23 protein-coding genes and 1 pseudogene are annotated in these 26,645 nt (G+C 64.6%); 12 read left to right on the forward strand and 12 right to left on the reverse strand.

Going from position 1 to position 26,645, the window contains the following annotated elements; genetic code table 11:
• The first annotated feature begins 17 nt into the window (after positions 1-17).
• From ACPJXG_RS18920 to ACPJXG_RS18930, 3 genes and pseudogenes are all read left to right on the forward strand, one after another.
• Positions 18-563: an OsmC family protein gene (locus ACPJXG_RS18920; RefSeq protein WP_425254768.1), complete on the forward strand. Its 546-nt coding sequence runs from the start codon at positions 18-20 to the stop codon at positions 561-563.
• Between the two features lie 63 nt (positions 564-626).
• The gene (locus ACPJXG_RS18925; RefSeq protein ID WP_176390353.1) at positions 627-959 is read left to right on the forward strand and encodes a carboxymuconolactone decarboxylase family protein; all 333 of its coding nucleotides are present in this window, start codon (positions 627-629) and stop codon (positions 957-959) included.
• Positions 960-1,047: 88 nt separating this feature from the next.
• Positions 1,048-1,698: pseudogene (locus ACPJXG_RS18930) on the forward strand (DsbA family oxidoreductase); the annotation flags it as partial.
• On the opposite strand, the gene ACPJXG_RS18935 reads toward ACPJXG_RS18930, so the two are convergent.
• Positions 1,695-2,324: a TetR/AcrR family transcriptional regulator gene (locus ACPJXG_RS18935; protein WP_425251988.1), complete on the reverse strand. Its 630-nt coding sequence runs from the start codon at positions 2,322-2,324 to the stop codon at positions 1,695-1,697. The pseudogene ACPJXG_RS18930 and the gene ACPJXG_RS18935 overlap by 4 nt on opposite strands.
• Before the next feature lie 80 nt (positions 2,325-2,404).
• Here ACPJXG_RS18935 and ACPJXG_RS18940 point away from each other — a divergent pair, with 80 nt between their 5' ends.
• Positions 2,405-2,821: a hypothetical protein gene (locus ACPJXG_RS18940; RefSeq protein WP_425251989.1), complete on the forward strand. Its 417-nt coding sequence runs from the start codon at positions 2,405-2,407 to the stop codon at positions 2,819-2,821.
• 15 nt (positions 2,822-2,836) lie between these two features.
• On the opposite strand, the gene ACPJXG_RS18945 is transcribed toward ACPJXG_RS18940, so the two are convergent.
• The 3 genes from ACPJXG_RS18945 to ACPJXG_RS18955 form a co-directional block, all read right to left on the reverse strand.
• Positions 2,837-3,400, reverse strand: a complete 564-nt coding sequence (locus ACPJXG_RS18945; RefSeq protein ID WP_046684796.1) for a TetR/AcrR family transcriptional regulator — start codon at positions 3,398-3,400, stop codon at positions 2,837-2,839.
• 201 nt (positions 3,401-3,601) lie between these two features.
• Positions 3,602-5,521, reverse strand: coding sequence for a molecular chaperone HtpG (gene htpG / locus ACPJXG_RS18950; RefSeq protein ID WP_425251990.1), 1,920 nt, complete (start codon positions 5,519-5,521; stop codon positions 3,602-3,604).
• A gap of 88 nt (positions 5,522-5,609) precedes the next feature.
• Positions 5,610-7,043, reverse strand: coding sequence for a PLP-dependent aminotransferase family protein (locus ACPJXG_RS18955; protein ID WP_425251991.1), 1,434 nt, complete (start codon positions 7,041-7,043; stop codon positions 5,610-5,612).
• Between the two features lie 136 nt (positions 7,044-7,179).
• On the opposite strand from ACPJXG_RS18955, the gene ACPJXG_RS18960 reads away from it, so the two are divergent.
• From ACPJXG_RS18960 to ACPJXG_RS18970, 3 genes are all read left to right on the forward strand, one after another.
• On the forward strand, positions 7,180-8,091 hold the full coding sequence (locus ACPJXG_RS18960; RefSeq protein ID WP_425251992.1) for a DMT family transporter: 912 nt from the start codon (positions 7,180-7,182) through the stop codon (positions 8,089-8,091).
• Between the two features lie 175 nt (positions 8,092-8,266).
• On the forward strand, positions 8,267-9,460 hold the full coding sequence (locus tag ACPJXG_RS18965; RefSeq protein WP_099402695.1) for a PLP-dependent aminotransferase family protein: 1,194 nt from the start codon (positions 8,267-8,269) through the stop codon (positions 9,458-9,460).
• 287 nt (positions 9,461-9,747) lie between these two features.
• On the forward strand, positions 9,748-11,106 hold the full coding sequence (locus ACPJXG_RS18970; protein ID WP_425251993.1) for a diguanylate cyclase domain-containing protein: 1,359 nt from the start codon (positions 9,748-9,750) through the stop codon (positions 11,104-11,106).
• 4 nt (positions 11,107-11,110) lie between these two features.
• On the opposite strand, the gene ACPJXG_RS18975 is transcribed toward ACPJXG_RS18970, so the two are convergent.
• Genes ACPJXG_RS18975 through ACPJXG_RS18990 form a run of 4 tightly spaced genes read right to left on the reverse strand, consistent with a single transcriptional unit; the run spans position 11,111 to position 16,214 of the window.
• On the reverse strand, positions 11,111-12,691 hold the full coding sequence (locus ACPJXG_RS18975) for an FGGY-family carbohydrate kinase (RefSeq protein WP_425251994.1): 1,581 nt from the start codon (positions 12,689-12,691) through the stop codon (positions 11,111-11,113).
• Positions 12,692-12,695: 4 nt separating this feature from the next.
• Complete coding sequence (locus tag ACPJXG_RS18980) at positions 12,696-13,133, reverse strand: hypothetical protein (RefSeq protein WP_425251995.1); 438 nt, start codon at positions 13,131-13,133, stop codon at positions 12,696-12,698.
• Positions 13,039-14,607 carry a glycerol-3-phosphate dehydrogenase/oxidase gene (locus tag ACPJXG_RS18985; RefSeq protein ID WP_425251996.1) on the reverse strand — a complete coding sequence of 523 codons (1,569 nt, stop codon included), beginning with the start codon at positions 14,605-14,607 and terminating at the stop codon, positions 13,039-13,041. Before ACPJXG_RS18985 ends, ACPJXG_RS18980 begins: the two co-directional genes overlap by 95 nt.
• The gene (locus ACPJXG_RS18990) at positions 14,604-16,214 is read right to left on the reverse strand and encodes an FAD-binding oxidoreductase (RefSeq protein WP_425251997.1); all 1,611 of its coding nucleotides are present in this window, start codon (positions 16,212-16,214) and stop codon (positions 14,604-14,606) included. Before ACPJXG_RS18990 ends, ACPJXG_RS18985 begins: the two co-directional genes overlap by 4 nt.
• Positions 16,215-16,379: 165 nt before the next feature.
• Here ACPJXG_RS18990 and ACPJXG_RS18995 point away from each other — a divergent pair, with 165 nt between their 5' ends.
• From ACPJXG_RS18995 to ACPJXG_RS19005, 3 genes are all read left to right on the forward strand, one after another.
• Entirely contained in the window at positions 16,380-17,441 is a 1,062-nt protein-coding gene (locus ACPJXG_RS18995) for an AraC family transcriptional regulator (RefSeq protein WP_278318380.1), read from the forward strand.
• A gap of 92 nt (positions 17,442-17,533) precedes the next feature.
• Positions 17,534-18,316 (forward strand): 3-hydroxybutyrate dehydrogenase, encoded by a 783-nt coding sequence (locus ACPJXG_RS19000; protein ID WP_070257772.1) that lies wholly within the window; start codon positions 17,534-17,536, stop codon positions 18,314-18,316.
• Between the two features lie 64 nt (positions 18,317-18,380).
• Complete coding sequence (locus ACPJXG_RS19005) at positions 18,381-19,229, forward strand: DUF2071 domain-containing protein (protein WP_425251998.1); 849 nt, start codon at positions 18,381-18,383, stop codon at positions 19,227-19,229.
• On the opposite strand, the gene ACPJXG_RS19010 is transcribed toward ACPJXG_RS19005, so the two are convergent.
• The 4 genes from ACPJXG_RS19010 to ACPJXG_RS19025 all read right to left on the reverse strand — a co-directional run bounded on the left by ACPJXG_RS19010 (position 19,201) and on the right by ACPJXG_RS19025 (position 23,611).
• Positions 19,201-20,844, reverse strand: coding sequence for a methyl-accepting chemotaxis protein (locus tag ACPJXG_RS19010; protein ID WP_425251999.1), 1,644 nt, complete (start codon positions 20,842-20,844; stop codon positions 19,201-19,203). The genes ACPJXG_RS19005 and ACPJXG_RS19010 overlap by 29 nt on opposite strands.
• Positions 20,845-20,989: 145 nt before the next feature.
• Positions 20,990-22,216, reverse strand: coding sequence for an HD-GYP domain-containing protein (locus ACPJXG_RS19015; protein ID WP_425252000.1), 1,227 nt, complete (start codon positions 22,214-22,216; stop codon positions 20,990-20,992).
• Between the two features lie 377 nt (positions 22,217-22,593).
• On the reverse strand, positions 22,594-23,184 hold the full coding sequence (locus ACPJXG_RS19020) for a hypothetical protein (RefSeq protein WP_425252001.1): 591 nt from the start codon (positions 23,182-23,184) through the stop codon (positions 22,594-22,596).
• 61 nt (positions 23,185-23,245) lie between these two features.
• Positions 23,246-23,611, reverse strand: a complete 366-nt coding sequence (locus ACPJXG_RS19025) for a winged helix-turn-helix transcriptional regulator (RefSeq protein ID WP_051959517.1) — start codon at positions 23,609-23,611, stop codon at positions 23,246-23,248.
• A gap of 115 nt (positions 23,612-23,726) precedes the next feature.
• On the opposite strand from ACPJXG_RS19025, the gene ACPJXG_RS19030 reads away from it, so the two are divergent.
• Positions 23,727-24,434, forward strand: a complete 708-nt coding sequence (locus ACPJXG_RS19030; RefSeq protein ID WP_425252002.1) for a glutathione S-transferase family protein — start codon at positions 23,727-23,729, stop codon at positions 24,432-24,434.
• A 117-nt stretch (positions 24,435-24,551) separates the two neighbouring features.
• A complete protein-coding gene (locus ACPJXG_RS19035) occupies positions 24,552-26,636 on the forward strand; it encodes a prolyl oligopeptidase family serine peptidase (RefSeq protein ID WP_425252003.1) in 2,085 nt (694 codons plus the stop codon).
• Positions 26,637-26,645: the final 9 nt, after the last annotated feature.

Here is a 26,645-nt window from a genome sequence, read left to right on the forward strand (position 1 = left end):
CGGCGGCCGGCGCCAACATGCTTAACGGCATCAACGTGGCAGCATTGCAGCAATTCGCCCAGGGCGTGGCAGACCATCCAGACAAAGGCGAAGCCCGTTTCAACGTCAAGACCCGCTGGCAACACCAGACGCGCAGCGTGGCCACCGTCAACCACTATGTCCTCGGCGGCGAAAAGCATGCGCGCCATTTCGAGATCGCCTCGGACGAACCGCATGAGTTGCTGGGCCAAAACACGGCGCCCAATCCGCAAGAGCTGCTGATGGCCGCCCTCAACGCCTGCCTGTCGGTCGGTTACGCGGCCAATGCGGCGGCCATGGGCATCACCGTGCACAGCCTGGAGATCGAAACGGATGGCAAGCTGGATCTGCGCGGCTTCCTTGGCCTGGACGAGAGCGTCAATCCCGGCTACGACGAAGTCAGCTACGTCGTGCGGCTGCGCACGGATGCTTCGCGCGAACGCGTCGAGGCGCTGCACCAGGCCGTCACCAAGACCTCGGTCAACCTGGCCAATTTCTCGAAGGCCATCCGCATGCTGCCCACCCTGGAAATTATCGAGGCCTGATTCCCCTCCCGGGAATCATCGAACCACCAACCCGCGCGCAAGCGCCTGCATAGCGAGGAAATCATGGAAGACTGGAAACAAGCTCGGCAAGACATCAACACGCGTGCGTTGCAACTGAACGCATTGACGCCCGACACCATGAAAGGCATCGCCGCACTGGGCGGCGCCGGCGACAAGACCAACCATCTCGATGCGAAAACACGGGAACTGATCGCGCTGGCCGTGGCCGTCACCACGCGCTGCGATGGCTGCATCGCCTTCCACGCGGCCGCCGCCAAGAAGCTGGGCATCACCACCGAGGAAATTGCCGAAGCACTCGGCGTGGCGATCAACCTCAATGCCGGCGCCGCCCTTGTCTACAGCACCCACGTGCTGGACGCGTTTGACAAGGCTTGATACAAGGCGTGATACCGCCGCCATTCAAGGAGCAACCATGAAAAACAACACACACGCGCTGGTCGTCGACATCTGATCCGATTTCGTCTGCCCCTGGTGCTGGATCGCCAAGCGCCGCTTCGAAAAGGCCCTTGCCGGCTTTGAACACAGGGACGTCGTGCAGGTCAGGCTGCGCGCCTACCGCATCGCGCCGAACCATCAGGGCGAACCGATCAAGGCAGCCTTGCTGAAAAAGTTTCGCGATCCGCTGGCCGCCGAGGGCATGCTGTATTCGGTGCAGTCGCATGGGGCAGCCGAAGGCCTGGACTACCGCTTCGATACCATGCTGTTTGGCGACACCATGGACGCGCACATGCTCGTCAAGGCTGCCGGCGACGCGGCATCGCAACAGCGCCTCGTCGAAGTGCTGTATGCGCAGAGTATTTCACACGGCAAGTCGCTGTTCGACCGCGATTCTCTCGCCCTGCTCGCGGCGCAGGCGGGCGTGCCTGCCGAAGTGGTGCAGCAGGCCTGGTCGACACCGCAATGGCGCCAGCAGGTGCAGGACGATGAGTACCAGGCCTCGCGCATCGCGTCCGGCGTACCGCTGTTCGTCTTTGGCAATGGAGCGCACATTTCCGGCGCGCAGCCGCCAGAGGTGTTCAGCCAGGCGTTGGAGAACCTCCATGCGCAATCGCGGCAGGATCTGGCCGCATCGGCCGGCGAGATGTGTGGCCTGGACGGCTGCATCCTCCCTTAAGCGCTGGCGGCGGCTTCCCTGGCAGGTCCCGCCGTGTCCAGGTAGCCGTGGACCGCGCGTCCCAGGCGCCGCGCAAGCGACGCCATATCCGTTTCTCCCCGCAGCGCCGCGGCGTCGATGATGCCGCGGCATAGCGCAATCACGTCGGCGGCGGCCATATCAGGATCGGCGACTTCATGACGTGCCAGCAGACCCGCGAGCTGGCCGGCAAGCGCCAGCCGCAAGGCCTCGTCCTCACGCTGCAAGGATGGCGACGACGGCGCCGATTCCAGCGCGAGCGCAAGCGCGGGACGCCTGAACTGGTGCGCCAGGCCGGCCATCACACCTTGCTCTATCGCGGACGGCAATTCGCCCTCCAGCGCCATGGCCAGCCCCACGTCGCGCAGCAGCATCGCGCGTTCGCGGCGTACCAGTTCGGCCAGCAGCGCCTCTTTCGACGGGAAGTACTGGTACAGCGAGCCGATGCTGACGCCAGAGAGCTCGGCAACGTGATTCGTCGTCAGCGCGGCCCATCCCCGCACTTCAATAATGCGAGCAGCCGCCTCCACCATCGCCGCGACGGTGGCAGCCGATCTGGCCTGGGACGGCCGCTTGCGGGGTTCTCCATGCGCTGCAGTTTTTGCCATGAATGCGAGTAGCGGAAGTGGGTAGTAAAACTTATTCTAAACGTTCCGCAAACAACCGTCCTTGCCGATACGAGAACGCCATGCACACCTATACATTCCTGCTGATATTGCACATCGTCGCCGCCATCGCCTTCATCGGTCCGATGATGCTGACGCCGCGCCTGCTGCATCTGATGCGCGAGCCTGCCGGCCGCGATACATTACATAAACTCCATCAGCAGATCGCCGTCGCAGGCTCGATACTGCTGATCGGCGGGCTGGTCCTGCTGTACCAGCAAGAATGGGCCTGGCTGCACATGGGCTGGATGCAGCTGTCCCTCGCGCTGTTTATCGGCGCGCAAGCCATCGACCATTTCTGGGCGGACAAGGTGGAAGCGAAGGTGGAACAGGGACACGCGCAGGCGGACGCCAGACTGGGAATCTGGCTGTGCATCAAGCTGGCCGTGTTTTTGACCATCTGCGCACTGATGATCGCCAAACCGGCCCTGTTGGCCTGAGCGGGCTTGCCAGCGCTACGCCAGATTGTCGAGCATGTAATGAAAAGCGGCCAGCGGATCGGTCGAAGGCCCCAGGGCCCAGCCGATAAAGCTGGCGCCTTCCAGAGCGCTGAGCAGCATGAAGGCATAATCCTTCGGCGCTTTCCGCAAGGTCCAGCCGTGCAGCTGCGCCGCCTGCACGAGATTGTTTTCCATCCAGTCCAGCTGCTGCGCCATCAACTGGCGGCCCAGGGCCTGCAGCGATTCGGGCAGCGCCGCCATTTCGGCCGCCAGCGCGCCGCACAGCGGCAGCAAATGATCGTTGGCGCTGGCCAGGAACAACCCGCCGAACTCGCGCAGGCGTTCGACCGGATCGGCATGCGCCGCATCGATCGCCTGCAGCTTTTCCGTAAACACCTCGATATATTGCGTGATCAAGGCCACGCCGAGGTTTTCCTTGGTCGGGAAATGATGGTGGATACTGGCCTTGCGTATGCCGATTTCTTCGGACAAATCGGCATAGCTGAAAGCGGCGTAGCCTTTCGAACGCAGGTGGATCTCTGCGCTTTTCAAAAGGGCGTCGCGGGTACTCACTGACATGACAGGCTCCTGCACCAACGGCCATGCCGGCCATTGACGGATTAAATTCAACAAGGGGCAATTATGCCTGAAGTCGCTGCGGCCAGGGTTTGAGGCATGTGCATGCGGCGCTGAACGTCGCGCATGAAAAAAGCCGGCCCTTTCGCGAGGAAAGGACCGGCCTTGATGCATCAGCCGCCGTGTCGGATTACGGCAAGGGAATTACTTCGCCGAATTGAGCAGCAATTCGTTGAGGCGTTTCACGAAACTGGCCGGGTCGGCCAGCGAGCCGCCTTCGGCCAGCATGGCCTGGTCGAACAGGATGTTGGCCCAGTCGCCGAATTTGCCGCCTTCGGCATCTTCGTATTTCAGTCGCGTCACCAGCGGGTGGTTCGGATTGATTTCCAAAATCGGCTTCGATTCCGGCGCGCTCTGGCCAGCAGCTTTGAGCATGCGCAGCAGGTTGCCCGACAATTCGTTTTCATCGGCCACCAGGCAGGCTGGCGAATCGGTCAGGCGGAACGTGACGCGCACGTCCTTGGCCTTGTCGGCCAGCACGGTCTTCATCTTGCCCACCAGATCGGCGTACGAGGTTTCCGTTTCTTCATGCTCTTTCTTTTCCGCTTCGTCTTCCAGCGCGCCCAGATCCAGGCCGCCCTTGGCGACGGAAACCAGTTCCTTGCCTTCGAAGTCCTGGATAAACGACAGCATCCATTCATCGACACGGTCCGTCAGCAGCAGCACTTCGACGCCCTTCTTGCGGAAGATTTCCAGGTGCGGGCTGTTTTTCGCGGCGGCGTAGTTGTCGGCCGTGACGTAGTAAATCTTGTCCTGGCCTTCCTTCATGCGCGCCACGTAGTCGGCGAACGAGGTGATTTGTTCGTCGCTGTCGTTGGCGGTCGACGCAAAGCGCAGCAGCTTGGCCAGACGTTCCTTGTTGGCCGCGTCTTCGCCGATGCCTTCTTTCAGCACCTGGCCGAATTCCTTCCAGAAGACGGCGTACTTGTCTTTCTTGTCCTGCTCGTCCGCGTTCGCCAGTTCTTCCAGCATGCCCAGCACGCGCTTGCTCGAGCCTTCGCGGATCACCTTGACGTCGCGCGATTCCTGCAGGATTTCACGCGACACGTTCAGCGGCAGGTCGGCCGAGTCGATCACCCCGCGCACGAAACGCAGGTAGGTTGGCATCAGCTGCTCGGCATCGTCCATGATGAAGACGCGCTTGACGTACAGCTTGATGCCGCCGCGCTTGTTGCGGTCCCACATGTCGAACGGCGCCTTGGCCGGAATGTACAGCAGCTGCGTGTATTCGCTGCGGCCTTCCACGCGGTTGTGCGTGTGCGTGAGCGGCGACTGGAAGTCGTGCGACACGTGCTTGTAGAATTCGTCGTACTGTTCCGGCGTGATGTCGGCCTTGTTGCGGGCCCACAGGGCGCTGGCCTGATTGACGGTTTCGAATTCGTCTTTGACGACGGTTTCTTTTTTCTCGTCGTCCCACTCTTCCTTCTGCATCACGATCGGCAGCGAGATATGGTCCGAGTATTTGCGGATGATGGACTTGATCTTCCAGCTCGACAGCAATTCGTCTTCGCCTTCGCGCAGGTGCAGGATGATGTCCGTGCCACGCGACGGCTTGTCGATCGATTCGATGCTGTAATCGCCTTCGCCGGCCGATTCCCAGCGCACGCCCTCGGAGGCGTCGACGCCGGCGCGGCGCGTTTCGACGGTGATCTTGTCGGCGACGATGAAGCCCGAATAGAAGCCCACGCCGAACTGGCCGATCAGGGCCGCGTCCTGCTGCTGGTCGCCCGACAGTTTGCCGAAGAATTCCTTGGTGCCCGACTTGGCGATGGTGCCCAGGTGCGAGATCGCCTCGTCACGGGTCATGCCGATACCGTTGTCGGAAATGGTGATGGTGCGCGCATCCTTGTCGAAGCTGACCTTGATCTTCAATTCGTGATCGTTGCCGTACAGGGCGTCGTTATCGATCGCTTCAAAGCGCAATTTGTCGGCCGCGTCGGACGCGTTCGAGATCAATTCGCGCAGGAAGATTTCCTTGTTCGAGTACAGGGAATGGATCATCAGGTGCAGCATTTGCTTCACTTCGGTCTGAAAACCCAGGGTTTGCTTTTCGGAGACAGCCATTTTTACCTCATAGTCTTGTGGATGGACGGATTCTACGGAGTTGGGGATGGTACAAGCGATTTCAAGAGCTCCCGAAAAATGTGCTGTTTCAGCCCAGTGCGCGGTCGAAAAACGCCCAGATGCGATCGTCCTGCACCGTGGCCAGGTTCAGGCGCATGCGCGTCGACGGCAGCTGGCGCGGCGAAAACAGGCTGCCCGGCGCCAGCACCAGCCCCTCGGCCAGCGCCTTTTCGGCCAGGACATTCGTGTCGCAGCCCGCATCGGCCCACACGAACATGCCGGCCGATGCCGGCTCGAAGCGCAAACCCGCCCGTTCGACCTTGCGGTAAGTACCGTCGCGCACCTTGTCGAGCCGTGCGCGCAGGCGTTCCGCATGCTTGCGGTACAGCCCCTGCGAGAGGATCTTATACACGACGCGCTCGCCGATGTCGCTGGTGGTGAGGGTGGCCAGCATTTTGCGGTCGGCCAGGCGCTGCGCCCGCTCATTTGATGTGGCGATGAAGCCCACGCGCAGGTTCGCCGCCAGGCTCTTGGAAAAGCCGCCCAGGTAAATCACGCGGCGCAGCTGGTCCAGCGCGGCCAGGCGCGTGGCCGGCTGCACCGCGCCACCCGGGTGCATGTCGCAATAGATGTCATCCTCGACGATGAGGAAATCGTGCTGTTCGGCCAGACGCAGCACCTGGAACGCCTTGGCCGCCGACAGCGACGTCGAGCTGGGGTTGTGCAGCACCGAGTTGATCACGTACAGCCTGGGACGGTGCAGGGCCGCCAGCTCGGTCAGCACGGCGATATCGGGGCCATCACCGAGGCGCGGGATGCCGATGACATTCATGCCCATGGCGGCAAAGGCGCCGAACATCAGCCAGTACGCGGGATCGTCGACGAAAATGGTCTCGCCGGGGCGGGCAAACTCGCGCGCCACCAGGTCCAGCGCCTGCATCACGCCCACCGTGGTGACGATCTGCTCGGGCGGGCAGGCGATTTCCAGCTCCGCCAGCTTCAGCTGCAACTGCTGGCGCAGCGGCAAAAAACCCTGCGGCGCGCCGTAACCGAGCAGCAAACTGCCGGGCTGGCGGCTGACGTCGCGCAAGGCGCGCGCCACCAGGTCGCCATCGAGCCACTCGGCGGGCAGCATGCCGGAGCCGGGCGCGGGGATGGACGGTGTCTGGCGAAACATGTTACGGATCAGCCACACCACGTCCATCGGCTGCGCCACCGCGTCCTGCGCGCCAGCGGGCGGCGCCGGCGTGTTCAGGGACGAGCGCTCGCGCACGAAAAAGCCGGCGCCGCGCCGCGATTCCAGGTAGCCGCGCGCCACCAGCTTGTCGTAGCTGGCCACCACCGTAGCGCACGACACGCTCAGGCTGGCGGCGCACTGGCGGATCGACGGCATGCGCGCGCCACCGCGCAGCAGCTTGTCGTCGATGCGCGCCGCCAGCGAGCGCGTGATCTGGTCGATCAGGGTTTCGCCCGAGGCGCGCGACAGCAAGGGCAGGGACGGAGAGGCGAGTGTATTGCTCATATGACCATCACAGTATGTGAAATTATGCGTAGAAGTGTATTTGTACTGTATTGCTATTGCGCCCTAGGATAGCAGTACCGGGCACATTCATCCACATCTGCCCGCCTTTATCTCACACACCCGCACCAGGACAGCCATGCCATCGCACGCCACCACCTCCTCCAGTCACCCCTTGCGCCTGGGCGCCGACCGCACAGGCCTGTTGCTGGGCCTCATCGCCGTCGCCCTCTTCAGCCTGACCCTGCCCTTTACGCGGCTGGCCGTGGCCGAACTCGACCCCACTTTTGTCGCGCTGGGCCGCGCCCTGGTGGCCGCCTGCCTGGCCGGCCTGTGGCTGTGGCAGCAGCGCGCGCCCCTGCCGCGGCGCGAACAATGGCTGCCGCTGGCGTTCGTGTCGCTGGGCTGCGTACTGGGCTTTCCGTGGCTGACGTCGATCGCCATGCGCAGCCTGCCCGCTTCGCACGGCGCCGTACTGGTGGGCATTTTGCCGCTGGCCACGGCCGTGTTTGCCGTGCTGCGCGGCAAGGAGCGCCCCTCGCCGGGATTCTGGCTGATGGCCCTGCTCGGCACGGCGCTGGTGGTGGCGTTCGCGCTGCGCCAGGGCGGCGGCAGTTTTCACCTGGCCGACTGGCTGATCTTTGCCGCCGTGCTGCTGGCCGCACTCGGCTATGCGGAAGGCGGACGCCTGGCGCAAGCCATGCCGGGCCAGCATGTGATCTCTTGGGCGCTGCTGCTGGCCGTACCTTTCGTGCTGCCCGTGGTGCTGTGGAACGCCTGGCCGCAGCGCGCGCTGATGGCGCAGGCCAGCGGCGCGGCCTGGCTGGGTTTTGCCTACATCTCCGTGTTTTCCATGTTTATCGCTTTCTTTTTCTGGTACCGGGGCATGGCGCTTGGCGGCGTGGCCCGCGTGGGACAGACCCAGCTGCTGCAGCCTTTCCTCACCCTGCTGGGCGCGGCCGTGCTGCTGAACGAGCCACTGACGGGTGAAAGCCTGCTGTTTGCCGGCGCCGTGATCGCCGTGGTGGGGATCGGGCGCAAGCTGAAGTAAGCTTCCTGACGCCCATTTGCAACGCCCTTGCGCGTGCGGATGGGCACGGCGGCGTACAGGCCGTACAATACCGCAGCACCATGGCGACGCCTATCCGGCGCCGCTTGCGCAAGCACCGCCACAAGCGGGCCAACAAATCCAGCCGGCGCAGCTCGGCATCTTCTGTGAGACTCGTATGAAAATTGAAAATCCGAATCCGATCCAATGGCGCTTTGCCGAACGCGCGGAACAGCTGCAAAGCTCGTTCATCCGCGAAATCCTGAAGATCACGCAGCGTCCCGAGATCATCTCGTTTGCCGGCGGCCTGCCCTCGCCCGCCACCTTCCCCGTGGAAGAAATGAAGACCGCCTTCGACAAAGTCCTGTCGAACAATGGCAAGGTCGCCCTGCAATACGGCCCGACCGACGGCTACCTGCCGCTGCGCCAGTGGATCGCCGATTCGCTCTCGGGCAATGGCGGCACCATCATGCCCGAGCAAGTGCTGATGACGTCCGGCTCGCAACAGGCGCTGGACTTGCTGGGCAAGGTCCTGATCGACGAAGGCAGCAAGGTATTGGTGGAAACCCCCAGCTACCTGGGCGCCCTGCAGGCGTTTTCCGTCTACCGTCCCGAATTCGTTTCCGTCGACACCGATGATGAAGGCCTGGTGCCGTCGTCGATCAACCCCGTCGCCGATGGCGCGCGCCTCTTGTACGCGCTGCCAAACTTCCAGAACCCGACGGGCCGCAGCCTGTCCGTGGCGCGCCGCGTGGAACTGGTGGAAACCTGCGCCCGCCACGGCCTGCCGCTGATCGAGGATGATCCGTACGGCGCCCTGAGCTACAGCGGCGAGCCGTATCCGAAGATGATCAACATGAATCCCGATGGCGTCATCTATATGGGTTCGTTCTCGAAAGTGCTCACGCCAGGCATCCGCCTCGGCTACGTGGTGGCGCCGATGCCGCTGGTGCGCCGCCTGGAGCTGGCCAAGCAGGCGGCCGACCTGCACACGTCGCAGCTGACGCAGATGGTCGTGCATGAAGTGATCAAGGATGGCTTCCTGGACCGGCACATCCCCAGCATCCGCAGCCTGTACGGCAACCAGTGCCAGGCCATGCTGTCGGCGCTGGAAGAGCACTTCCCGGCCGGCGTCACGTGGACCAAGCCGGAAGGCGGCATGTTCATCTGGGTCACCCTGCCGAAGCACATCGACGCGATGAAACTGCTCGATGAAGCCATCGCCAATAAAGTGGCATTCGTGCCGGGAGCGCCGTTCTACGCGAACACGCCGGAAACGCACACCCTGCGCCTGTCGTTCGTGACGGTGCCGCCGGAACGCATCCGCGAAGGCATCGCCATCCTGGGCAAACTGATCGCCGCAAAAATGTAACTCGCCTCTTCACGCCCCGCAGCTGCGGGGCGTGTCCCAGCTGCCCCCGGCGCCGGGGGCACGCGCCTTTTCCGCCTAAAAACCGCCTTCACGACAGCAACTGCGTGTATTTATTTTTAAACATAGTATAAAAATAATACTTTCCACCTTGCGCAACGTCGATTTTTTACCCAAAAAATTGGCAAGGCGGTATGATTTGACCGCTGTATCCGATTTGAATCCGGTCAGCATCACCGACAGTGCGGCAAACGCTGGCAGCGCAAAGTACATCGAGAAGGCCGGAAGCAATGAGTTCAGGCAGTGTGGAACATTACCAGCGGCGCGACGCCGCCATTTTGATTGTCGACGATGCGCCGGCCAGCCTTGAGGTGCTGCGCAAGCTGATGAGCGAACAAGGCTATCAAACCTATGTCGCCACGTCCGGCGAACGGGCGCTGGCGATCGCCCAGCGCGCCCGCCCCGACCTGATCCTGCTCGACGTGCTGATGCCGGACATGGACGGCATCGAAACGTGCCGCCGCCTCAAGCAGCACCCGCTGACGCAGGGCATCCCCGTCATCTTCATGAGCGCCAGGACGGAAACGGAAGACGTGGTGGCCGGCTTCGACTGCGGCGCCGTCGATTACATCAGCAAGCCGCTGCGCATGGCCGAAGTGTGCGCCCGCGTGCGCGCGCAGCTGCAAATCCGCAGCAACAATGAAACCCAGCAGGAACAGGCCGAGCGCCTGCGCACCATCGTCAACAACATGGCCGAGGGACTGCTGATCATCGAGGCGGACGGCCGCATCCAGTACACCAATCCGGCCTGCGACCAGTACCTGGGCTACCGCGAAAACGAACTGTCCGGACGCTTCATCGGCGAGCTGCTCAGCCCCCTGGTGACGCAGGAATACCTCGATTACTTCGCCATGCACGCGGCCAATCCGGAAAAGGCGCACAACCACGGCACGCGCGAAGTGGCGATCCGCCACCGCAATGGCGAGGCGCTGAGCATGGATCTGACCCTCACGCCGATGTACCTGCGCCAGCCCCTGTATATCGGCCTGCTGCACGACATCACGCACCACAAGCAGTCGGAAGACGCGCTGCAGCGCGCCGCCTACCTCGACCCGCTGACGCAGATCGCCAACCGCCGGCATTTCGACAGCTTCCTGGAAAAAGAGTGGCAGCGCGCCGTGCGCGTCGGCGGCGCCCTGTCGCTGGTGGTGCTCGACGTCGACCACTTCAAGCTGTACAACGACAGCCTGGGCCACCCGGCCGGCGACAGCTGCCTGCAGCAGGTGGCGCAAGCGATCGCCTCGCACGCCGCCCGCCCGGGCGACCTGGCGGCCCGCTACGGCGGCGAGGAATTCGTGCTGCTGTTTGCCGACACGGATGCCGAAGGCGCCCTGCACCTGGCCGAAACCATCCGCACGCACATCGAGGCGCTGCAACTGCCGCACCCGCGCTCCGCCACCTCGCCGTGGATCACCGTCAGCATCGGCGTGGCGACCATCCGCCCGCACCAGCTGGACGACCGCGAAGCGCTGTTCGTCGCCGCCGACCGCGCACTGTACGTGGCCAAGGAAGGGGGCCGCAACCAGGTGCGCGTCACGCAGTCGGGCAGCGCGGCCTGGGAAACGGTCAAGGCGCTCGTCCAGCGCTAGCCGGTCACTTTTCAGGATAGCCGGTGATGTCGGCGATTTCACGGTACAGGGGCTGCAGCCGCGCATACATCTTGCGGTACACGCGCCGGTACAGTTTTTCATAGACCATGCTGTGCCCGGGATGCGGCTGAAATACCTTGCCCTTGCGCGTCATCGCCTGCACGGCGGCAGGAAAATCCGCATGCCAGCCCAGGCCCACGCTGGCGGCGATGGCCGCGCCCAGACCCGAACTTTCATACACGTGGGCGCGCGCGGCCGGCAAGCCGAAGATGTCGGCCGTCAGCTGCATGGCGGCGTCGCTTTGCGAACCGCCGCCCGCGATGCGCAGCTCCGTGATGGCGATGCCGCTGCGCTGCTCGATGCGCTCCTTGCCTTCGCGCAGCGCATACGCGAGGCCTTCGAGGATGGCGCGGTAGATGTGCGCGCGCGTGTGCACGTCGCCAAAGCCGATCATGGCGCCCTTCGCTTCCGGCCCCGGCACCTTGATGCCGGGACTCCAGTACGGCTGCAGCATCAGGCCCATGGAGCCGGGCGGCACGGCCTCGACCAGGCGGTCGAACAGCGCTTCGGCGGACAAGCCCGTGCCATCCTCGGCGGCAGCAGCCCGTTCGCGGTCGCCGAACTGCTCCTTGAACCAGTTGACCATCCAGTAGCCGCGGAAGATCTGCACTTCCGTGCTGTAGGCGCCCGGCATGGCGGCCGGATACGGCGGAATGAAGCGCGTCACTTCCACGTATTTGCGGTTGGTCGTGTTGATGGTGGCCGTGGTGCCGTAGCTCAGGCACGCCACCTGCGGTTCGACGCAGCCGGCGCCCAGCACTTCGCACGCCTTGTCGGCGGCCGCCGCCAGCAGGGGCGTGCCTTCCAAAATGCCCGTCGCCGCGGCGGCCGATGCCGTGATGGCGCCCATGCGCGTGCCCGGCGTCACCAGTTCCGGCAGCATCGATGGTTTAACGGCAAGTGCCTGCCATTTCCAGTCGAAGCGCCCGGCCCACGCATGGCGCTTGTAGTCGAAGGGAATATACGCCACCTGCGAGCCCGTCGAATCGACGTAGCGTCCGCAGAGGCGGTGGTTCAAAAAGCCCGACAGCAGCAGGAATTTATGCGTGCGGCGCCAGACGTCGGGCTGGTGCGCGCTGATCCAGTTGATCTCGGCCTCGCGGCGGAAGTACGCGATCGTGCCATCGAGGCGCGTGGCGCGAAACAGCGCGCGCCACCATGGCGCCAACTGAGGGATGTCGCGCGTGCTGCGCTGGTCCAGCCAGGTGATCGCGGGCCGCAAGGGCTGTCCCTCTTCATCCACGTTGACCACCGTGCCGCGCTGCGTGGTGACGGCCACGCCGGCCACCGACGATTTGGCGATGTCCGTGCCGCGCCACAGCTGCTGGCACGCTGCGCACACGGCTTGCCAGTAGCCGTCGGCGTCGTGCTCGGCCCAGCCGGGGTGCTCCGAGTAATACGCTTCCAGGAACACTTGCGCCTTCGCCGCCAGGTTCCCGTCCCGGTCGAACAGCAGCGCGCGCACGCTTTGCGTGCCATTGTCGATGGCGAGAATGTACGGCCCCAGGCCGGCTGCGCTGGCCATGGCCTCAGCCCAGGCTGGCCAGCGCGGCGCGCAGCGCGGCCAGCAGCGCCTGCGGATCTTTTTCCGGCCGCGCGCTGAACACGGGCGCTTCCCAGTCCTGGCCCCGCACTGCCACCACGCGCAAGCGTCCCTGTACATTCCAGGCCGGATACCAGCCCACGTCGACGATGTCGCCATTCGCGCACGTGATTTGCAGCAGGTCTTCGCCCAGGTCGTCGACGAGGACGTCCACGCTCTGGCGCAAGTCCAGCGGCGACAGGCTGTCGTAGGTGATGCGGGCGTCGCCCAGCGCCAGGGGCTGGCCAAACAGGGTGGTCTCGATGATGCTCTCCTTTTTTATCGTTGCTTTATTCGCCTTGCGGCACGCTGTAATGGCGGCGCCACAGGGCCAGGTAGCGCTGCTGCTCTTCTTCCCAGCGCGCGTCGTCCCAGCCCAGTTCATGCTGGCAGATGGCGCGCAGGCGCGGCATGATAGCAAGCCCACCGCCGGCCAGCTGCAAACCGAGGCGCGTGCGCCGCAGCAGCAGGTCGTCCAGGTGCTGCACGCCTTCCATGCGCGCGCCCCAGCGCAGCTGCGCCCACAGGGTCTGCGTGCCGGGAATCGGCGCCAGTTCGCCATCCTGCGCCGCCTCACACAGCGCTTGCGCCCCCGCGCCATGACGGCCCAGCAGCCGTTCGCGCTGCTCGCCGTCGAGCACCAGGGCCTTGCCCGACAACGGTGGCGTGGCGTCGAAAATCGGCAAGGGGCGCAAATCCGCCTGCCAGCCCGGCAGAAGGGGCGCGGCGCGGCGCAAGGCGTCGAGGGCGATCACGCGAAACGTCGTCAGCTTGCCGCCCGCCACCGTCAGCAAGCCGTTTTCCAGCCATAGCGCATGTTCGCGCGCTTCCTTCGACGGGTCAAGCTGGCCGCTGCCGATCACGGGACGCACGCCGGCAAACGTGGCCAGCACGTCGCCCTCGCCCAGCGCCAGCTGCGGGAACTGCCACTGCAAGGCGGCCAGCAGATACGCGAGTTCGCCGCGCGTGATGGCCGGCTCCACGTCCAGGCTGGCGCCGTGGTCGACATCGGTGGTGCCCACCAGGGTCACGCCCTCCCATGGATAGGCAAACACGGGGCGGCCATCGTGCGGATGCATCAGGCTGACGGCTTGCGCCAGCGGCAAACGCCAGGCGGGCAACAACAAATGGCTGCCGCGCAGGGGCCGCAGTTTCGGCGCTTCTCCCACTTGCCCCCGCAAGGCGTCGGCCCAGGCGCCCGTGGCGCTGATCACCAGGCGCGCGCGCACGGTGGAAAACGTGCCATCGAGCGCATCGTTCAAGGTGGCGCCGGCGACCTTGTCACCTTCACGTAACAGCGATGCCACGCCCAGGTAATTGACGGCCACGCCGCCATGGCGGCGCGCCTCCTGCAGCACGCGCAGCACCAGGCGCGCATCGTCCGTCTTCGCGTCCTGGTACAGCATGCCGCCCTGCAGATCTTCGCGCCGGATGTGCGGCGCCAGCATGGCAAAGTCCGCGGCGTCGACATAGCGGCGCGCGCGCCGGCCCGCCATCACGTCATAAATCGCCAGTCCCAGCATGAACTGGCGCCGCCCCGGCTTCCTGCCCGTGTAGTCGCCAAAGGCAAAGCCCTGCGGCTCGACCAGCCCCGCCGCATCCGTCAGCAAGGCTTGCCGCTCATGCACCGATTCGCGCGTCATGCCGAACTGGCCCTGCTTCAGGTAGCGCAAGCCGCCGTGCACCAGCTTCGAGGAGCGGCTCGACGTGCCCCAGGCGAAATCGCGCTGCTCCACCAGCAAGGCCTTCAAGCCGCGCCGCGATGCTTCCAGCAAGATGCCGGCGCCCGTGATGCCGCCGCCGACGATCAAGATATCCCACTCGCGCGCCAGGATGCCAGGCAACTGCGCCCTGTTCACAAGCCGCCTCCCGCCTCGGGCAGCAGTTTGCCGGGGTTCATCATGCCCTGCGGATCGAACTGGCGCAGCAGCGCGCGCATGGCGGCGATGCCCAGTTCACCTTTTTCGGCCGCCAGCCATGGCGCGTGGTCCGTGCCCACCCCATGCTGGTGGCTGATGGTGCCGCCGTTGGCGACGATGGCGGCACCGGCCGCGTCTTTCAGGGCACGCCAGCGCGCCATGTTGTCTTCAAAGGTGGGCGCCAGCCGGTACACATACGTGGTGTAGACGCTGGCGCCCTGCGCGTACACATGCGACAAATGTGTGTACGCGTGCACCTGTTCGCCGTGCGCGGCCAGCGCATTGACACCCGCCTGCTCCAGCGCCGCCATCATCGGGGCCACGCGCGGCCAGTCGACGGCCGTTTCCACCGTGTCGATCACATAGCCGTGTTCCCACGCGCCATTGCGCAGGTAGACGTTGCGAAAACGCCCCTGCTTCCACTTGTCGCCCATGTGGCTTCCCACGTGCACGCCCTTGTGCCGCCGCGCCAGCGCCAGCGCGCCACGCAGGGCCGCGCGCGCCGGTTTTTCTTCTCCGCTGACGCCCAGCATCAGCATGCACTTGCCGTCGCCGCAGCCGCGCAGCGACAGATAACGCTCCAGCAGTCCCACCAGTTTTTTATGCCCGGCCAGGGTCAGCATGGTTTGCGTTTCGACCGCGTTCGACAGGCGCAGCATGCACAGGGGCAGGCGCGATTGGGCCAGCGCCCGCACGGCAGCTTGCGCCTGGCCCCAGCCGGCGAAAAACACGGCGTGGAACGCCTCATAAGGCGGCAATGGCGAGATGCGCACCGTCGCCTGCGTCAGGATGCCCAGCCGCCCTTCGGAGCCGAGCACCATTTCGCGCAAGTCGATGCCGGCCGCGGAAGCGGGAAACGTGGGGATGCGCAAGGTGCCGGCCGGCGTTTCCACTTCGCCGCCCGCGAACAGCTGCTCGATGCGGCCATAGCGCAACGACTGCTGGCCCGACGAGCGCGTGACGATCCAGCCGCCCAGAGTCGAATATTCGAACGACTGCGGATAGTGGCCCAGGGTGTAGCCCTGCGCGCGCAGCTGCGCTTCCAGGTCGGGGCCATACACGCCGGCGCCGAACGTGGCCAGCTGCGCCTCGCGGTCCAGGTGGCCCAGCGCGCACAGGCGCGCGAGGCTGATCGACAGCACGGGACGCGGCCCCGCCGCTACCGTCAAATGCCCGGCCACGCTGGTGCCGCCACCGTGCGGTATCACGGCCACGCAAGCCTGGCGCGCATACGCGAGCAGCTGGCGCACCTGCAGCGCGCTATCGGGAAAGGCCACCCCGTCGGGCACCGCGCCGATGCGGCCATGGCGCAATTTGAACCAGTCGGGCAAGCTTTGGCCGAGCGCATGGCGCACGCGCGTGGCAGGTGTGGTGTCGATCAGCGGATGCGGCGCCAGGCGCGAGACGGGCACCTGGGCGCAGGCGTCGTCGAAGGTGGCGTCGGCAATGGCGCTGCCCGGCCCCAGGCGCTCGCGCAAAAACGCCAGCGCGTCCTCGCTCAGCGCATACGTGATGCTCTCATCTCCCCAGCCATTCCAGCGTTGCATCGACATCCCCTGTGTTCGGCCAGTTGCGCGCCACGGCGGCTTGCTATACTGTTCCTGCCTGATTTTCTTGCTTGATTTTCTTGCTAGATTTTCTTGCTTGATCGATAGCATATGCCGCCACAGACGAAGGGTATTGGTTTTTCATGACAATCGCATTGTTCCATCATGACAAATACTGACGGCCGGGTCGCCGGCGCCTATCTGCTGCCGCTGCTGGAAGCGGCCGGCGCGCACGGCATCGCGGCAGCCACCCTGGCGCAAGCGGCCGGCGTGGCGCCGCACAATCTGGAAGCGTCCGCGCCTGGCCTGCCTGCGCGCGACTACGTGCGCCTGCTCGATGCGGGCGCGCAGCTGGCGGGCGATGCGCATTTCGGCCTGCACGTGGGCCAGCGGGTGCGCATGGGCACGTACAGCGCATATGGCTTGATACTGCTCAGTTGCAGCAACGTGGGCCAGGTGCTGGAACAGACGGCCCGCTATGAACGGCTGGCGCACGACCTGGGCCGCTCGACCCTGCAGCGCGATGGCGCCGTCGCGCATTACGGCTGGACCAGCAATTACCCGGGCGCCAGCCGGCATTTGGTCGACAGCGTCTTTGCCGGCATCCGTGTCAGCGGCGACTGGCTGGCCGGCATGCCGCTGCCGCCGGCCCGGCTGGCGTTCAGCCACGATGGCGGCGGCGACTTGCTGCGCCACGCGGCCCACCGCGACGAATACGTGCGCGTGCTGGGCAGCCTGCCCGATTTCAACGCCGCCGCCAACACGGCCACCTTCGATGCGCAATTGCTGGACTGGCCCGTGCCAAACGCCGACGTCAGCCTGTACCCCGTGCTGTGCCAGCATGCGGAACAATTGCTGGCGCAGCGCCAGGCAGAAGCGGACACCGGCGGCGCCATCGACGCGCAAGTGCACGCGGCCATCGTGGCGGGCTTGCGCCACGGTTCGGCGCGGCTGGCCACCGTTGCCGCCACCCTGGCCGTCACGCCGCGCACCTTGCAGCGCAAGCTGGCCGACGCGGGTACCAGTTTCCAGGCCTTGCTGGACCAGGCCAGGTACGGCCTGGCGCGCGACTATCTGCGCGAGCCGCATTTGTCACTGGTCGACATCGCCTTCCTGCTCGGCTACCAGGAACAAAGCGCGTTCAATCACGCGTTTCGCACCTGGGCGGGCACCAATCCCGGCGCCTGGCGGCTACAGGAAATCCTTGACAGGCAGCAAGCCGTTTAGCCGTGCGCGGGGCATGCGCAGCCCGTTTTCTCGCTATACTGGCATAGTCAGATTTTCCACGATCACTCCAACCCGCAATGCAAAGGATTAATATGCAACTCAAAGACAAAGTCGCACTGATTACCGGCGCCGCCAGTGGTATCGGCAAGGAAATGGCCATTGAATACGCAAAACAGGGCGCCAAGGTCGTCATCGCCGACCTGGCCCTGGAAGCGGCCAGCAAGACGGCCGAGGAAATCAAGCAGTCGGGCGGCCAGGCGTTTGCCGTCGCCATGGATGTTTCGAGCGAAGAGCAAGTCGACAAGGGCGTGGCCGATGCCGCGGCCCACTTCGGCGGCATCGATATCCTGATCAGCAACGCAGGCATCCAGATCATCAGCCCCGTCGTCGACTACCCGTTCGAGCAATGGAAAAAGATGCTGGCCATTCACATGGACGGCGCCTTCCTCACCACGCGCGCCTGCATGCGCGAAATGATCAAGGCGGGCCGCGGCGGCGCCATCATCTACATGGGTTCCGTGCACTCCCACGAAGGCTCGCCGTTCAAGAGCGCCTACGTGGCCGCCAAGCACGGTTTGCTGGGCCTGGCCAAGGTGGTGGCCAAGGAAGGCGCGAAAGACGGCATCCGCGCCAACGTCATTTGCCCCGGCTTCGTGCGCACGCCACTGGTCGACAAGCAAATCCCTGAACAGGCGGCCCAGCTGAACATCAGCGAAGAAGACGTGATCAAGAAAGTCATGCTGAAAGACACCATCGACGGCGAATTCACCACCACGCAAGACGTGGCGCAAACGGCCGTGTTTCTGGCGGCCTTCCCATCGAACGCCTTGAGCGGCCAGTCGATTGTGGTCAGCCACGGCTGGCACATGCAATAAACAGGTAACGCATCCGGCAGGCGGCACCGTCCGCCTGCATCACCGCAACCGAAAGACTTCCCAATTGCAAGACAACACTTACCGTCACCCGCGCGCGGGCTGGCCGGGGCGATTGTTTGCCGCGCTCGCCAATAGCACGCGCTTCGCCAACCTACGCCAGGCTGCCATGTCGCGCCTGCCCTTCCTGACCCTGCACAGCGACGTGCGCGACGTCGTCTACGTGAGCTGGCTGGTCGACGCCGCTGCCGCGCAGCAACTAATGCCCGCCAGCGTGGCCCTGTGGCAGCGCGGCGGCAAGACGCCATTCACCGTGCTGACCTACCGCCACGGGCATTTCGGCCCGGCCCTGCTGGGCCCGTTACGCAAATTGCTGCCGTCTCCGCTGCAAAGCAACTGGCGCTTGTACCTGGACCACACGCCGCCGGGCGCGCCCGCCGTGCCCTGCGTGTATTTTCTGAAAAACATCATGGACAGCCTGCCCCATGCGCTGGGCACGCGGCTGTTCAGCGACATCCTGCCAACCCACCTGGCCGCCGGCATGACGCTGGAAGTCACGGCCACGCAAGCGCGCTGCCGCATAGCCAGCGGCGCCGGCAGCGCGCCGCTGCTCGACGTGCAGGCGGACATCGCGGCGGAGCATGGCCTCGATGCCGACTGGCAGCAACTGTTCGGCAACTGGCAAGACGCCGTCGCCTTCCTCGCCTGCCAGGATGCGGCCATCGCGCATGTGCCGCGCAACGGCAAGCTGGTCTTTGGCGAAATCGACTTGCCCGTTGATGTGGATCAGGTGCAAGCGCTGACGGCCTTGCGCGCCGACTGCGGCTTGCTGGGGCAACTGCCGCCCGTGTCAGCACCGTTTGCCTTTGTCGTGCCCAGGGTTGCCTTCAAGGCGCTGTCAGAGCGCCTGCTGTAGCGCGGCGGCGCTCGGGCGCGCGCGAAGGGGTAGCCTGGCCGCCCCTGCGCCGTTCCAGCTTGAACAGGGCCATCGCTTGCTCCAGCTGCAAGGTCTGGTCTTGCAGCGACGCGGACGCCGCCGCCGATTCCTCGACCAGCGCCGCGTTCTGCTGCGTCACTTCATCCATTTGCGTGACGGCCATGTTGACTTGACCGATGCCGTGGCTTTGCTCGCGCGACGCCGAGGCGATCTCTTCCATGATGCCGTGCACGCCCTGCACGGCGCCCAGCATTTCCGCGCTGCTGGCACCCGCCTGCTGCGCCAGCTTCGCGCCCGCCTCCACCTGCGCCAGCGATGCCGTGATCAATTGCTTGATTTCCGTGGCGGCCGACGCGCTGCGATGGGCCAGGCTGCGCACTTCGCCCGCCACGACGGCGAATCCCCGCCCCTGGTCGCCGGCGCGCGCCGCTTCCACGGCCGCGTTCAAGGCGAGGATATTGGTCTGGAAGGCGATGCCTTCGATAATGCCCGTAATGTCGCCGATCTTCTTCGATGAAGCGTTAATGTCCGCCATCATCGCCACCATCTGTCCGACGAGTTCGCCGCCGCGCCCGGCCAGGCCATGCACCTTGCCCGCCATGTCGCTGGCCTGCACGGCGTTGCCGCTGTTTTGCTGCACCGTGGCCGCCAGTTGCTCCATGCTCGACGCCGTCTGCTGCAGGGCCGACGCCTGCGCTTCCGTGCGGCCCGACAAGTCCATATTGCCGGCGGCAATTTCCTGGCTGGCCATACTGATGCGCAAGAAATTGCCGCGCACGTCGCCGACGATGGAATGCAGGTTCACGCGCAACTGCCGCAGCGAGCGCAGCAACTGCCCCATCTCGTCGCGCCGCGTCGTGTCGAGTTCGCCCGTCAGGTCACCGCCCGCCATCACGTCGCAGGCCTGGCGCGCCTGCTGCAACGGTTGCAGCACGGCGCGGTGCAAGCTGTGCCAGAAATACAGGGTGGCGCACACGGCCACCACGGACAAGCCCGTCAGCCAGCCGTGGCTTGCATCGGGCAACACGCCCGCATTCCACGCCAACTGCAGCAGCAATACCAGGCTCAGCAAACCCAGATTCCAGCCGATGCGCTTGCCCAGCGGCAGGTCGCGCAAGCTCGCCAGCCTGGCCAGCCAGCCCGTGCGCACGGCCGCGCCCTGGCTGATGACAAGGCCATCGGCCTGCCCCGCCCTGATGCGCGCGTACAGGGCGGACGCCTGCGCCACCTGCTGGCGCGTGGGCTTGGTGCGCACGGACATGTAGCCGACAGCCACGCCGTCTTCCACCACGGGCGTCACGTTCGCCAGCACCCAGTAGCAATCGCCGTTCTTGCAGCGGTTTTTCACCATGCCGCTCCACGACCGGCCCGAGCGGATGGTGGCCCAGAAATCGGCGAACGCTTCGACCGGCATGTCCGGATGCCGGAGGATGTTTTGCGGCGCACCGATCAATTCTTCCGCGCTGTAACCGCTGACGGCGATGAAATACGGGTTGGCATACGTGATATTGCCTTGCAAGTCGGTAGTCGAGACGATGGTCTCGGTATCGCTCAGATTGATTTCGGTATCGCTGACGGGAAGATTGAGTCGCATGGTCACATCCTCAGAAGTAGCCCGTACGGTGACGGGTATGCGGACAAGGAACGGTCGCCAGCCAGGAAAGCGGGCAAGGCACTGGCACCATTATTTTAATATTTTATTATTAACAAAATGCACTTTATTACGGCCGTGCCAGCCGTCATGCCATGGCCGCTTCGCCGGCCCAGTAACGGTCGACGTCCTGCAAACGCCAATCGGTTGCGCTTTCCGTGGAAACAATGCGCTCCTGGCAACCCGGCGCGGCCAGGTCGACGACGGCCGGCGCGATGCACGTGCCGGCGCGAATGGAAAAAAAGACGCGCACGGTGGGCGCGGTCAGCGGCTTGCCCGGCGCCTGTCCCACCACCACGGCCAGACGTTCCGACTGCAGCCGTACCAGGGTGCCCAGCGGATAGATGCCCAGGCATTTGACGAAGGCGGCGAACAGTTGCGCGTCGAGATGCCCGCCGCGCCAGGCGGCCATGCGGCGCAGCGAATCGGCCGGGCACCAGCCCTGCTTGTACGGCCGGTTCGAGGTGATCGCATCGTACACGTCGCAAATGGCACCCATGCGCGCAAACAGGCTGACTTCCTCGCCGCGCAATCCCTCCGGATAACCGCTGCCATCGAGCTTTTCATGGTGGTGCAGGCACACGTCGAGCGCCACCGGATCGATCTCGCCCACTTCGCGCAACATGCGGTGCCCGGCGGCCGGATGGGCGCGCACGGAAGAAAATTCCGCTTCGCTGAGGCTGCCAGGCTTGTTGAGGATGGCGGACGGCACGGCCATCTTGCCGATATCGTGCAGCAAGCCCGCCAGGCCGGCCGAGCGCACCTGCTCGGGCGCCAGGCCCAGCTCCCTGGCCAGCGCCGTCATCAGCGCGCACACGGCCACCGAATGCATATACGTGTAATTGTCGGCGGTTTTCAGACGCGCCAGGCCCAGCAGCACGTTGCCACCGCGCAGCACCGACGCGGCGATATCGTCGACCAGTGTATAGGCCTGCGCCGCAGACAAAGCCTTGCCCATGCGCACCTCGTCAAACATGGTCTGCACGGCCTGGTGCGAGTGTTCGATCAGGCGCCGGGCGTGCGCCAGTTCCTCGTCGCGCGACCTGGCTGGCGCCGCATTCGGGACGGGGCCGCTACCTGTTGCCGGCGCGGCGGCAGCCAGCGGCGCGGAAGGCGGCACGGCAACCGGCGGCGCCAGCCCCCGCGCCGTATCGATCCATACCTCGCAGAGGCGTGCCGCGCGGATACGGTCCAGGTCAGCCGGCGACTCGAGCAGGAAGGAACGCGTCCAGAACGGGTTATCGAGCCAGGAACGGCCCAGGCGCTCGACATACATTCCCAGCACCAGTTCACCACTCCTTATTTTTTTCAGCACGACGGTTCTCCACACAGTCAGATCGCGGCATTTACTTGCGCATTATCAATATCATACGCTGAAAAAATAATGATTAAACCGAATATTTATTTTATATGGCAGAATCGCAATAAATACAACAATAATCACCAATTCTATCGCTCTCATTGGAATAAATATTAAATCAATAAATATATCAATTAAGCCATATAGGATTTGCAGTTTTGTATGCATTCTGCCGATGATGGCGGCGCATGCCTGCCAGCGGCCTCATGGGCCGCCGCTTGGGCATACTGTGCGGGAGAGAAGTGCGCCAGCGCCAGGCGCCCCGGCGTGGGGCTGGCGCTATGGCGAAAGAAGTATCAGGCGGACGCGCGAACGGCGTCGCGGCCGGCGGCTTAGCGCGGCACGTAGCGCCAGCTGGCGTTTTCCAGCATAAAGGTCAGCTCCGTCTTGATGGCTTCCGGACGGCTCGGCACGCTCAATTCCGTCTCGCATACGAGGTAGCCCGTCTTGCGCTTGACGTCGCACTCGTTGACGGCCTTGACCTGCATGGTGCTTTGCGCTTCCTGCATCTGCACGTCCTTGGCCGCTTCCGGATTGCGCGCCACTTCTTCCTTGGCCCAGGCGCGTATCATCGCCTGCGCCTCGGCCGGCGACGGCCCCGTGAACTTGGCGTTCTTGCGTTCGACGCCGATCCAGGTGCCGCCCTCGTTCCGCAGCGGCAGTACGTTAAAAGCATCGCGCATGCCGGCGCTCATGCCCACCAGGCACACCACTTCGCCCGGCACTTCCTGCGACTCCTGGCAACCGGCCAGGCTGGTGACCTTGATGACGAACGGCATGCTCGACTGCGTCTTCGCTTGTGTCTTGGCCACGCCCGCCTGCACGGCGGCATGGATTTGTTCGAGTGTCGGCATGGTGGCGGCCTGGGCCGGCAGGGTGGCGAACAGGGCGGCGGCGGTCAGGGCGAGGGAAGTCAGGCGCATGGGTATCGGGAGTAGTGAGCTAAGGCCGGCAGTCTAGCACTTTGCATAACAACAGCTGTTTCTATTGAGAATGATCCTCGCCATCGGGTGCGAGAAAGGCGCCGCCCGCATCCGCCTGCCCGCGCAGGCGCAAGCCGATGGCGCGCAGCATCTCGACCAGTTCGCGCAGACGCAAACCCTCGTCCGTCAGCCGGTATTCCACCTTGACGGGCACTTCCGCATAAATCGTGCGCGTCAGCAAACCGGCCTCTTCCAGCGCGCGCAAGTCCAGGGTCAGCATGCGCTGCGAGATATTCGGCACGGCGCGGCGGATTTCGCTGAAGCGCTTCGGCCCCGCCATCAGATAGCTGAGCAGCACGGTTCTCCAGCGCCCGCCCAGCAAGCGCATGGCTTCTTCCACGGCGCAGCCGGAGACATTGTCTTTCATGGTTTGCTTCCCGCCTGGTATAAAAAATGTACCTATACCACATTATTCTGCCTTCTTCCAAATAGTAACCATTGCCCTTAGACTGCCCTTCCCTCACCCAACTTGGAGTTTCGACTTGGAAACCACCCTGATCTACAGCGTCCCGTTCGGCTGCTCGTTTGCCGCCATTGCCGCCCTCGAATGGAGCGGCTTGCCGTATCGTTTGGCCCGCGTGGAAGCGCGCGATCCGGCCAGCAAGCAGCATCCGGCCTTTCTCGCCATCAATCCGCTGGGCCAGACGCCGGCCCTGCTCACGCACACGGGTGCGCCGCTGCTGGAAAGCATGGCGATCCTGTTGCACCTGGCCGCCCGCGCGCCAAACAGCAAGCTGGGTTATGCGCAAGGCACGCCGCAATACGACCGCCTGAACAGCGTGCTGTCCTTTTTGCACACGACCTTTCACGCGGCCTTCATGCCCGCCTTCCAGGCGTCGCGCGCCGCCGATGGCGATGCGCGCGCGGCCGTCTGGCGCGAGATGGCCATCGAGAAGGTCAACAAAAGCCTGGTGCACCTGGAGCGCCTGCTCGCTGGCCGCGCCTGGCTGACATCGGACACGGCGCCGACCATCGCCGACGCCTATCTGGCGGCCACGGCGCGCTGGGCAGAACCGCTGCAGCTGGCCAGCCTGGCCGATTATCCGAACACGGCGCGCGTGCTGGCCGCGCTGGAACAGGACCCCGGCATCCGCTTCGCCCACGCCATCGAAGCTGGCTTGCCGGCCACCAGCCAGGGCGGTTTCCGGGGCCACGTGGCGCTCGACCAACTGGCCACTCAGGCCGGCTAACCGGCGGTCAACTCCCGCAGCTGGCGCGTCTTTATTGCTATGATGTCGGCCTGCCGGCGGTACAGCCGGCCACGTTCATATCACATCAACAACGTCGCAATAACATTGGGAGTTTGAATGAGTTTACGTCTGCTGCTCTTGGGAGCATTCAGTGCCGCCCTGGCCACCACTGCCGCCGTGCCGGCCTTGGCCGCGCCGCGCGGGTTCACCGTGGAAGACATGGTGGCCATGGAACGTGTGGGCAGCCCCGTGCTGTCGCCGGACGCCACGCGCGTCGTCTACACGGTGCGCACCACCAACCTGGACAAGAATCGCGGCAACACGCAGCTGTGGATGATCGACCTGCGCGCGCCGAATGCGGCGCCACGCCAGCTCACGCGCGGCGATGCCAGCGCCAGCGACCCGCAATGGTCGCCGAACGGCGACGCCATCTACTTCCTCTCGGGCCGCTCCGGCTCCTCGCAAGTATGGCAACTGCCCCTGAACGGCGGCGAAGCGGCCAGGGTCACCGACCTGGCGCTGGACGTCGACACCTACCGTTTGTCGCCACAGGGCGACCGCCTGGCCTTCAGCATGGGCGTCTTCCTCGATTGCGTGGACATCGCCTGCACGAAAAAGCGCCTCGATGACAAAGCCAGGAACAAGGCGAGCGGCATGGTCTACGACCAGATGTTCGTACGCCACTGGGATACCTGGGCCGATGGCCGCCGCAACGCGCTGTACTCGGCGCCGATCGATTCGACCGGCAAGGTCAGCGCCACGCCCGTGAGCCTGAGCGGCACCCTCGATGGCGACGCGCCGTCGAAACCGTTCGGCGACAACGGCGAATACCACTTCAGCCCGGACGGCAAGACGGTGGCCTTCTCCGTGCGCGTGGCTGGCCGCACAGAATCGTGGTCGACCAACTTCGACGTCTACACGATTCCTGCCGCCGGCGGCCAGGCGCCGCGCAACCTCACGGCCGACAATCCGGCCTGGGATGCGAAAGCCACCTGGTCACCCGATGGCCGCACCCTGGCCTATGTCGCCATGACCAAGCCCGGCTTCGAAGCGGACCGTTTCCACCTGGTGCTGATGGATGTCGCCACCGGCAAGAAACGCACCGTGGCCGACGACTGGGACCGTTCCGTGGCCGACTTCCGCTGGACGCCGGATGGCAAGGCTTTCCTCGTCGCCGCCGACGATGTGGGCCAGCACCGTTTGTTCCACATCGACGCGGCCAGCGGCAAGGTCGCTGCGCTGACGGGCAAGGGCGCCGTGGGCGACTTCGACGTGCGCGGCAATACCATCGTGCTGGCGCAAGCGAGCCTGACGTCGGGCGCGCAGCTGTACACGCGCAAACTCGACGCCAAGTCGGAAACCGCGCCGATGGTGCAGCTGACGAAGCAGAATGCGGCAGTACTGGCCGACGTGCGTTTCGGCGAATATGAACAGTTCTCGTTCGCCGGCGCGAATGGCGAAACCGTCTACGGCCACGTCATGAAGCCATGGAATGCCAAGACCGGTGAAAAGTATCCGGTCGCCTTCCTCGTCCACGGCGGCCCGCAAGGCAGCTTTGGCAACAGCTGGAGCTACCGCTGGAACCCGCAAGTGTATGCAGGCGCCGGCTACGCCACCGTCTTCATCGACTTCCATGGCTCCACCGGCTATGGCCAGAAGTTCACGGACTCCATCAGCGGCGACTGGGGCGGCAAGCCGCTGGTCGACTTGCAAAAGGGCCTGGAAGCGGCCACCAAGAAATTCCCATGGCTGGACCGCGAGCGCAGCTGCGCGCTGGGCGCGTCTTACGGCGGCTACATGATGAACTGGATCGCCGGTAATTGGCCGGACGGCTTCAAATGCCTGGTCAACCACGACGGCGTGTTCGACCAGCGCGGCATGGCGTACGCGACGGAAGAACTGTGGTTCACGGAATGGGAAAACGGCGGCCCGTACTACGACGCGCCAGCCAAGCACGAACAGTTCAATCCCGTCAACTTCGTGAAGAACTGGAAGACGCCGATGCTGGTGGTGCAGGGCGACCTGGACTTCCGCATCCCCACCGCGCAAGGCCTGGGCACCTTCACGGCGCTGCAGCGCCAGGGCATCCCGAGCAAGCTGCTGGTCTTCCCGGACGAAAACCACTGGGTGCTGAAGCCGGCCAATTCGCTGCTGTGGCATCACACTGTTTTGGATTGGTTGAATACCTACACAAAGAAGTAAGCGGATACA

Source organism: Janthinobacterium sp. NFX145 (assembly GCF_049810325.1).
Taxonomy (GTDB): domain Bacteria; phylum Pseudomonadota; class Gammaproteobacteria; order Burkholderiales; family Burkholderiaceae_D; genus Janthinobacterium; species Janthinobacterium rivuli.